Source organism: Sporichthya sp., assembly GCF_013815995.1.
In the GTDB taxonomy this organism is placed as follows: Bacteria; Actinomycetota; Actinomycetes; order Sporichthyales; family Sporichthyaceae; genus Sporichthya.
The window spans coordinates 1-8193 of record NZ_JACDFE010000204.1; the positions used below are offsets into that span (position 1 = coordinate 1).

The 8193-nt window shown below is 71.5% G+C and carries 8 protein-coding genes and 2 pseudogenes; 3 read left to right on the plus strand and 7 right to left on the minus strand.

All coding sequences use genetic code 11. The features are described from left to right. Positions 1–482: histidine phosphatase family protein (locus tag H0X00_RS18800; RefSeq protein ID WP_293773890.1), on the plus strand; the 482-nt coding region annotated here is incomplete at its 5' end. A 328-nt stretch (positions 483–810) separates the two neighbouring features. Here H0X00_RS18800 and H0X00_RS18805 read toward each other — a convergent pair. The 5 genes and pseudogenes from H0X00_RS18805 to H0X00_RS18825 all read right to left on the minus strand — a co-directional run bounded on the left by H0X00_RS18805 (position 811) and on the right by H0X00_RS18825 (position 3630). Further along, positions 811–1281: a HEPN domain-containing protein gene (locus tag H0X00_RS18805; protein ID WP_293773891.1), complete on the minus strand. Its 471-nt coding sequence runs from the start codon at positions 1279–1281 to the stop codon at positions 811–813. Then, complete coding sequence (locus H0X00_RS18810) at positions 1278–1868, minus strand: hypothetical protein (RefSeq protein WP_293773892.1); 591 nt, start codon at positions 1866–1868, stop codon at positions 1278–1280. The genes H0X00_RS18805 and H0X00_RS18810 overlap by 4 nt, the downstream gene beginning before the upstream one ends. A 67-nt stretch (positions 1869–1935) precedes the next feature. Further along, positions 1936–2334: pseudogene (locus H0X00_RS18815) on the minus strand (type II toxin-antitoxin system VapC family toxin). Positions 2335–2341: 7 nt separating this feature from the next. After that, complete coding sequence (locus H0X00_RS18820; protein ID WP_367186696.1) at positions 2342–2596, minus strand: type II toxin-antitoxin system VapB family antitoxin; 255 nt, start codon at positions 2594–2596, stop codon at positions 2342–2344. Between the two features lie 80 nt (positions 2597–2676). Then, the gene (locus H0X00_RS18825; RefSeq protein ID WP_293773896.1) at positions 2677–3630 is read right to left on the minus strand and encodes a hypothetical protein; all 954 of its coding nucleotides are present in this window, start codon (positions 3628–3630) and stop codon (positions 2677–2679) included. A 245-nt stretch (positions 3631–3875) separates the two neighbouring features. Between H0X00_RS18825 and H0X00_RS18830 the strand changes: the two genes are divergently transcribed. Then, positions 3876–5813, plus strand: a complete 1938-nt coding sequence (locus tag H0X00_RS18830; protein ID WP_293773898.1) for a hypothetical protein — start codon at positions 3876–3878, stop codon at positions 5811–5813. Between the two features lie 12 nt (positions 5814–5825). Here H0X00_RS18830 and H0X00_RS18835 read toward each other — a convergent pair whose 3' ends face one another. Both H0X00_RS18835 and H0X00_RS18840 read right to left on the minus strand, forming a co-directional pair. After that, positions 5826–7061: a type II toxin-antitoxin system HipA family toxin gene (locus H0X00_RS18835; RefSeq protein WP_293773899.1), complete on the minus strand. Its 1236-nt coding sequence runs from the start codon at positions 7059–7061 to the stop codon at positions 5826–5828. Continuing rightward, entirely contained in the window at positions 7051–7395 is a 345-nt protein-coding gene (locus H0X00_RS18840) for a helix-turn-helix transcriptional regulator (RefSeq protein ID WP_293773900.1), read from the minus strand. Before H0X00_RS18840 ends, H0X00_RS18835 begins: the two co-directional genes overlap by 11 nt. Before the next feature lie 104 nt (positions 7396–7499). Here H0X00_RS18840 and H0X00_RS18845 point away from each other — a divergent pair. Then, positions 7500–8193, plus strand: a pseudogene (locus H0X00_RS18845) (hypothetical protein); the annotation flags it as partial.

Genomic DNA, 8193 nt, shown 5'->3' on the forward strand with positions numbered 1-8193 from the left:
GGGCCGTGCTGTCCGGTTGGTCGCCGGCCGCCGTGCTGGTCAGCCCGCTGCTGCGGGCCCGGCGCACGGCCGAGCTCGCCGGGCTGGGTGACGCGGTCGTCGATGACCGGCTTATCGAGTGGGACTACGGCGCGGTCGAGGGCCGCACCGGGGCCGAGATCAACGCCGAGCGGGCCGCGCAAGGGCAGGCGCCGTGGTCGATCTGGCGCGACGGCGGCCCCGGTGGGGAGAGCCCGGCCCAGGTGAGTGCGCGGGTGGACTCGCTGCTGGCGGACCTCGCCGCTGTGCGTGAGCGCGGCGACGTCGCGCTGGTCGCGCACGGGCACCTGCTGCGGGTGGTGGCCGCGCGCTGGTTGGGGGAGCCGGTGAGCTTCGGTGCCCACCTGGTCCTGGACGCCGCGCGGGTGTGCGTGCTGGGGGCCGAGCATGAGCAGCCGGCGCTTCTGTTGTGGAACGCCGGCGAAGTCCCCGCCGGGCTCTGAGCGACGTCAGCTCGACCTAGCGCGGCACGTGGTCAGCGAAGCGGATTCACCCAGGCCAGGCCGGGGAAGCGCGCAAAGTCCGTGTCGTTGGAGTGCAGTTCGGCCTGGTTCTCATCGCCAAAGCCGTGAGTTGGGCGTCGGTGGTGAGGTTGGTGGCGGTCCCCACGGTGGCCAGCAGTTCGAAGGCCATGTCCAGGTGGCGGGCGCCGCCGAGCAGTAATCGGGCGTTCGGGCGCGCAAGCCAGCGGCGGGCCTCGGCATGGCGGTCCGAGCGGCATCGGGTCGGTGAACATGCGTGGGTTCGTCGCGATCCGCAGTTGACCAAGGGTCAGTAGGCCGGCATGTCCTCGATCACGGCGCGGATCGCGTTGACGACGGCCAGTGCGGCCGGGATGGCCTCGGCAAGATCGGCCGCGGCGGCTACCGGTTTGTCGGTGTCCGGGTACTCGGTGGTGTTGCGCAGTCGACGCATCCAGTCAAACGGCCGGAGCACCTCGCCGAGCGGCGGGTCGAGTTGGGCTCGCGCCACGTCGTACAGCACCGCGTGTCCGCCGAGTCCCTTGGCCCGGAGACCCTGGTTCGCCAGGAGTGCGGCCAGGGCTTTGCGGGCGGCGTCGTAGGCGAGTTGGTACGCCCCGACCACATCGGACGCGGCGAGCATCCGCGCCGACTCAAGGTGGGCCGTGGCCTGAGTGAGCATCAGTTCGGCGGGTGCGCGGTCCGGGCTGACGCGTTCGATCCGCCCCGCGTCCAGCAACCGCTCGACCCGGTCCCGGCCGGTGTTCCATCGGCTGATCACGGGGTGGCCTTCGTCTGGCTCAGCGCGACGAGCGGCCGCGAGCGGATGGTGGTGACGAAGGCGGAGCCGGCCTGCGCCCAGTCGTCGGGGGACACCCGCGTCGCGTTCACCTCGCGGCCCAGCCTGGCCTCGGCCAGCCGCGCCATGTCCTCGATGAGGTCCCGGCCCGTCGTACCCACGATCAGGACGTCGACGTCTCGTGGGACGGGGCCGTTCTCGCCCAGGTACCGGGCAGCCCAGGAGCCGTAGATGTACGCCGCCTCGACGCCGGGCAGAGTGGCGACCAGGTCCTGCAGGAGAACCTTCGGCCCGTAGCTCGCCAACAGCAGGTCGGACAGGGGCCGGTGGAACTCGTGCTCCACATTGGTGCGGATCAATCGCGACCGTCCGACGAATCGGTCGAGCACGACTCCGGAATCGACCAGACGTTGCACCTCTCGGTGCACGGTCGCCGGGAGCGCGTCGACCCGGCGCGTGATGTCCGCGAGGCTGAACTCCTGGTCCTCGTTCATGAACAGCAGCGCGAGAATGTCCCCCTGCGCGTTGGAGCGCAGCAGGGGTGTCAGCGCCGGGACTCTTGCCTTCATATAAAGTGAAGATATCAGCAACTTATGTGAATATACAGGGTGGGTGCAGTGACCAGGACCCGGCTGTTCAGAGGCTCGGGAGCGCCGAGGTGACGTCGGTCTGGAGGAAGTCCTCGCCCTTGGACAGCAGCGGGTCACCGAGCGAGCGGGCGAGTGCGTAGGCGAAGCAGTCAACCAAATTGAGGCCGGCTGGGTGTCGCCGCTTCCCGAACCGGCGCCAGGCCTCGACGGCGACCGGCACATCCTCAGGGCGCAGGGGTTGGACGCTCACCTTTGCCGTCTCGAGCAGGAGCTGGAGATCGCGGACGGCTTCTGGGCCTTAGCGCGCCTCCACCACGACGGTCGGCTCGACGACGTTGGCTGCGGACGTCCAGGATTCGGTGCTGCGCTCCAGGGCATGCGCGTAACGCTCGGCGTCGTCTTCGCCGCGCACCACCGCGACGACGGCCGACGTGTCGATAACCATGGCGACTTCAGGCGGGCAGGCCGTCGGGCCCGTAGCCGAGGATCTCGTCCTCGCTGCGGATGTCCAGGCCGGCCCGCGCCCGCCCACGCCGGACGATCTCGCTCAGGACGCCCGAGTGCGCTGCCGCCGCATTCCGCAGACGAACCCGCATCAACCGCTCCTCGATCGCCACGCGCGTGGCCACCGTGATCGATTCGCCGGTGGCGGCGGCCAACTCGCGGACCAGCCGGTCCGTCGTCGGATCCTTGATGTTCAGCGCCATGAAGAAAGAATGCATTCTTCCCTTCTTCCGGTCGAGGAAGATTCCTGCCGGTCCCGCTCCGGGAGGAAGAGTCGGGAGCGTCACGCTGCGCGCGGGAAACCGCCCGGAGTCAGGCGGTCGACGGCGGCCTCGAACTCCGGATTGCGGTGGAGCCGACCTCGGCCGCTCGGCTCGAAGTAGCTGAGTTGGGTGATTGCGCCGTCGCGCCACCAATACAGGTGGGGACTCAGCGGGCCGGGGCGGTGCCCGAAGCCCCAGGCCGCGTAGGACCACAACCCGGCGTTGGCCTCCAGGATTCTGGGCTCGACCGGGGCGAGCGCGATCTCGTACCGCGACGGCACCGCGACGATCACGCCGTCGGGCCACGGCCCACCGCGCCCCAAGACCTCGGTGAGCAGGGCCGGCAGGACGAGCAGCTTGCTCGCCACGAAACCGGAGGTGCTGCGGACCATGTGGAAGCGCACGCCCGCGTTGTCGAAGACGATGTGCTCCTCGGGTTCGACACGGAGCACATTGGCCCGCCCGACCTCGCGCAGTCGGTCGGCGCCGAAGGGCTCGAGGTCTTCGTCGCGCAGCCAACGCACCGTGTCGCCGTCCCGATGCGCGAGCAACTCGATCAGTCCGCCGCCGAGCCGACGGACGTAGCGGTAGCTGTCGTCCCAGTCGACCGGTAGTGCGGCCTCGACCTGCAGCCGCAGGTAGGTGTTGGTCCTCAACTCCCCGGCCGGCACCGCGCCCGGAGCCTCGGGAAAGCTCGTGAGCAGGGCGTCGATGTGGGCCCTCGCCACCTCGTTCCAGCGGTCCTCGCTCGGCCCGCTGGTGTGGCACTTGGAGGCGAGGTTCTCCAGGCCGAAGGTGCGGCCGTCGGTGGTGCTCAGGTGGTCCGCGTGGATGGCGGCCTCGATGCCGTGTTCGGCCAGTGCGGTACGCGCCAGGGCCCGCACCTTTCGCATCTGACGTGCCGTCAGTGGCCGCGGCGCCGGACCCATCGGCCCGGCCAGTTCTTCGAAGCTGCCGACTGTGCGCTCGATCATGGTGACCCCCGTGTCGTGTCCAGGCGGGTAACCCTGCCTGGGGTCGCGTGGGTTGCGGCCCCTCCGGGCTTGTGGATAACCGGCGCCCCGTTGGACGCGCAGCGCAGTCACGGGGCAGCTGTGCGGTACCACCGGGACACTGATCGTCACCGCCGCTGACATCTTCGCCGGCCGGCCCCGCCAGAATGGACGCGACCGGTGCCCGGCTCCGCCCGTCGGGGTCGCCCGACCGCGAGGAGGACGACATGTCGAATCGCCCCGCCAAGCCTCGCCTCAGGGCGGTCGGGCCGAACGCGGGCGGCGGTCAGATGCGGTTCGGTCCCGACGAGGACCGCGAGTTCCGGCGCGCAGCGGAGGCGTTGGTCGCGGAGTTCGACCGATGGTCGGCGCCCGGCGCTGCGCCCGCGGACCGCAGCGACGCGGAACTGCTGCTCGACTGGCGCTACCAGTACGACGACGGCGCGCTCGACGTGTGGACGGTCGGGCACCTGGCCGAGTTCCTCCTGCACTGGTGTCCGCGCAAGTTGTCTGCCCCCGCCGACCTGTGCGCCGGCATGCCGGGCAGCGTGGCTGCCTTCGTCGAGTTCCTCGCGCACACGGGCCGGCTCGATCCGGCGTCCGACCGCCCCTCGACGATCCGTGCCTGGTGCGAGCGCAACCAGGGCGCCTTCCTCGCCGCGATGGCCAACCCGGACAACTTCGGCATGGCCAAGAGCCTGTTCGCCGGGGCCGGCGGGCTCGACGCCGGCCGCGACCTCGACGGGGTTGACCTGGCGGCGTTGACCGAGCGGGTGAACGGCCTCGATCCGGACACGGTGGGGGCGATCCTCGATCGCGTGCACCGGCAGGCCGCGGGTGTGCCCACCGCAGTCGCCCCTGTCCGCCTGCCCGACCAGCACGAGCGCCTCGAGGCCGTCCGTGCGACACCGGTGCTGGCGCAGGTGCGCGGACTGGCCGAGTTCTGCGCCGGGCCCGGAGTCGCGCTGACCGGCACCGGCAACCTGCGCCTGGCCGACGCGCGGGCCCTGGTGGCGGCGCTGGACATCGGCGACGAAACGGAGGGGATGCGCTCGGCCGGTGACCTGCCCGGACTCGACCGGGTGTTCCGGCTCGCCCTGGCCGCCGGCGCGGTCCGCCGGCACCAGGGGAAGCTGGTGGCGGTCGCCCGCTTCGACAAGCTCGATGACCTCGCCGCCCACGAACGCATCGTCGAGGCCGCGCTCGCCCCGCAACCGGGCGGTGGCGGGCTTATGCAACGGGTGCACTCGGCGCTGGCCGAGGGCCGGGTCATGCTGCTTGCGGGCCTCCTGCACGCGGGCCCCGACGGGGTCGCGGACGACGAGGTGCTCGACCTGCTCGAGCGATTCATCGTCGACCGCATGCCGGGTTCCGCGGACCTCGTCGAGCACCTGATGCCCACCTGGGTGGGCCGCATCCTCGACGAACTCGACGACCTCGGGCTGATCGACGTCGTACCGGACGAGGAACCGTGTGAGGAGTGCGACGGCGAGCACTGGCTGGTGTTCCTGAGCGCCGCCGGCGTGGGACCGGCTGCTGACCTGGTGCGCACCATCGGCATCGACGTGCCCCTGCGTCCCGACCCGGTCGGGGCCAGTGCCGCGGACCTGGCCGGTCTCGCCATGGTGGGTCATCCCGACGACTGGCTGCAGGACCTGGAGCAGTGGCTTGACGCTGCGTCAGATCCTGCCGAGGCCGCCCGGGACCTGCTGATGGCGCTGGCTGCCGCCGGCCAGGGACCGTTGCCCGTGATGGGGGAGATCGGCGCGGTCGAGGAGGCCGTGCCGGCGCACGCCGTCGAGGCGGTGCGGGCGTTGCTCGGCGGACCGGCCGACGGAACGGCCCTGACCTGGCTGCTCGACCGGGGTGCGATCGATCCCGCCGAGGTGAGTCCGGAGCGGATGCAGGGGGCCCTGCTCGACATCCTGGCCTTGAGTCTCGACGTGGGCGGTGAGCAGGAGTTGGTCGCCGCCTTCGGCCTCGAGTCTGCCCCGGAACGCGCGGAGCTGCTCGACGAGATCTGGCGCGTGGACCACCCGCGGCTCGGTGAGATTCTCGACGTCCTGGGAGCGCGGCTGCCGGACAAGGCAATCGCCAAGCGGGCCCGCCGCGCCGCGGTCAAATTGCGGACCCGGCTCGGGCAGCAAGCGGCCCGCTGGACGTGACGGACCAGTTGATCAGTCGTAAAACGTCGACCGGTTGAGGATGGACCGCCGCCACAGGGCGTTGCGGCCGGCCGAGCTCAGGCCGGTCGCATCGGCGGCCTCGGACCACTGCGTTTCGATCGTGGACACGATGTGGTCGACGATCTCCTTCGCCGCGGGTCGGGACAGTCCATAGTCCGCGGCGGCCGCAACACACACGGAGAACTGGCTCGTCCGGCTGCCGTCACGCCCGATGGCCATGGCCTGGGCTGACGGGTCGGTCGAACGGACCTGCGGGGTGAGGTCGAACGCCGGCGTCAGGGCGAGCCCGTGCCCGTCCCAGAACGCCGCGTGGTTGCGCGCGTGGTCGTCGTTGTTCCCGATCGCGACGTTGAACACGACCCGTTCGAAGAGCTGGCGACCGACTTCGTGCGGGGCGAGCGCGTACTCGCGCAGCACGTCGAGCAGGTCCGGGTAGGAGCCGTAACGCGCGCCCAGCAGCGCGTCGAGACCGAGAATGGTCAGCCCCGAGACGACGTGGCGGCGCCGACCGCCCGGCAGCCGATCGAAGCGTTGAATCAGCAGCACGTCCCGGCCCAGCGAGGTGGTCAGGCGCGCGCCCGGAACGTCGAGCCCGCAGCGCCGCGCCAGCTCGATCCCGACCGCCTCGGCCCGGATCACCGGGTGCACGTCGGTGGAAACCGACAGCTTGGCGATGTACTCGGTGCCTGCGTCGTCGGTGATGAGGACCTTCGGGTGCGCCCCGCCGATCGCGGTCCCGTGCAGGAGGGCGTCGCCGAGGGCGGGGGTCAGCGGCTCCCCGGCGAGCACCATTTCCGCGGCGTCGTACAGCTCGTCCAGGCCGGCAGTGTCCTGGCGCGGCCGGTAGGACTCGGCGCTGGACTGGAAGTCCAAGGCACCGAACCGGTTCGACCCGGACTCCAGCATCGCGGTCTCGAGGCCGAGCTCGCCCTCGGTGGACCCCAGGCGGTTGGCGATGACCCGCTCGCCCCAGGAGTCCGGGGTGGCGTCGTTCAGGGCGCCGGCGATCCTCAGGCCGGCCGGCGGCTCCTGGGCGCCGCGGCGCAGCGGTAGCTCGGGGGCGTAGAGGCTGATCGCGTTCACGTTCTCCCAATAGGACCGGGCGTAGGTGAAGTCGAACCGGTCCGCCCCCACCCGGTCCACCGCCCCGGCGACGACCGGCTCGCCCTGGCCGTGGAGCCAGGTCCACACGAAGACCCGGCCGGCCCGGCCCGGCTCAGAAGTCATCGTCGGGTTCGATCTTCGACCGCGGCTTGCTCACCCGGGTGGGCAGCAACGCGAGCCGGTCGCGGCCCTCGCGGCGCAGGCGCGCGAGCTCGGCCCGGTCCTCGGTGCCGAACAACGCGATGCCGAGGACGTCGGCGGCATTGAAGACGTTGCCGATGGACACCGCCGGATCGCCGGCTTCGATCGCGGCCACGGTGCGGCGATCCACCCCGATGCGCGCGGCCAGCTCGGTGGCGGTCCACGGGCGCGCCACCCGGGCTGCCTTGATCTGTTGGCCGAGCACCGCCGCAGCGTCGGCCGCCCCGCGGCGGGGCGACACTCGCACTCTGCCCATGAAAGCTCCTTAGAACGTACCTATCCTATCTCTCGGGACGAAGTAATGTCTGCTCCCGCCACCGACACCGCGCGCAGGGATTTCGGCTGGGGCAGAATGCTGGCGTGGACCCGGCGGTGGCACTGCAGCAGGCCGACCGGATCAGCGACGACCTGCGCGGCCGGCCGGATCCGCAGGCCGAGGCGGACCTGCGGACCGAACTCGCGCAGCTGTGCCGGGACTACCCGGCCGTCGCCGAGCAGTACTGGCTGCCGGAGATCCTCGAAGACCTGGGCCGGGCCTACGAACGGCTGGGCCGCACCGACGACGCGCTGGCCGCGGTCGGCGAGGCGATCGAGGCCGGGTTGCGGGGCACGCCGGACCCGCGGACCGTGCTCGGCGAGATCAACTACCGCGCCGGCCGGCGGGAGGAGGCGGAGAAGATCTGGGCCGCCCTGCTCGCCGAGGCCCCGAACGATTGGTGGCTGCACCAGAACGTCGCCTTCGAGAAAGCCGACGGGGGCGAGTGGGACGACGCGCTGGCCTGGATCGACCAGGGAGTCAGGCTGGCGCTGGCCGCCGGTGACCCGGACCGGCTGCTCGGGCAGATGAGTGAGCTGCGGCACCGGTGCCTGCTCGCGCTCGGGCTACCCGCGGACGAGCTGCAGGAGCGGGCCGAGTCCTTCACACCGGCCGATCGTGGCCGTGCCGGATCGGCCGGGCCGCCGATCGAGCCGCCGGCCCGTGACCTCGATGCGCGCGTCGGGCTGATCTGGATCCCCGACCGCGAGTACGCCGACGCGCTGCGCCGCTGGCCGC

What these genes read in the sequence shown, in the direction of transcription:
- H0X00_RS18825 (WP_293773896.1), bottom strand. Translation starts at nt 3,630, where the DNA reads ATGATCGAGCGCACAGTCGGCAGCTTCGAAGAACTGGCCGGGCCGATG.
- H0X00_RS18835 (WP_293773899.1), bottom strand. Translation starts at nt 7,061, where the DNA reads ATGACTTCTGAGCCGGGCCGGGCCGGCCGGGTCTTCGTGTGGACCTGG.
- H0X00_RS18830 (WP_293773898.1), top strand. Translation starts at nt 3,876, where the DNA reads ATGTCGAATCGCCCCGCCAAGCCTCGCCTCAGGGCGGTCGGGCCGAAC.
- H0X00_RS18810 (WP_293773892.1), bottom strand. Translation starts at nt 1,868, where the DNA reads ATGAAGGCAAGAGTCCCGGCGCTGACACCCCTGCTGCGCTCCAACGCG.
- H0X00_RS18840 (WP_293773900.1), bottom strand. Translation starts at nt 7,395, where the DNA reads ATGGGCAGAGTGCGAGTGTCGCCCCGCCGCGGGGCGGCCGACGCTGCG.
- H0X00_RS18820 (WP_367186696.1), bottom strand. Translation starts at nt 2,596, where the DNA reads ATGGCGCTGAACATCAAGGATCCGACGACGGACCGGCTGGTCCGCGAG.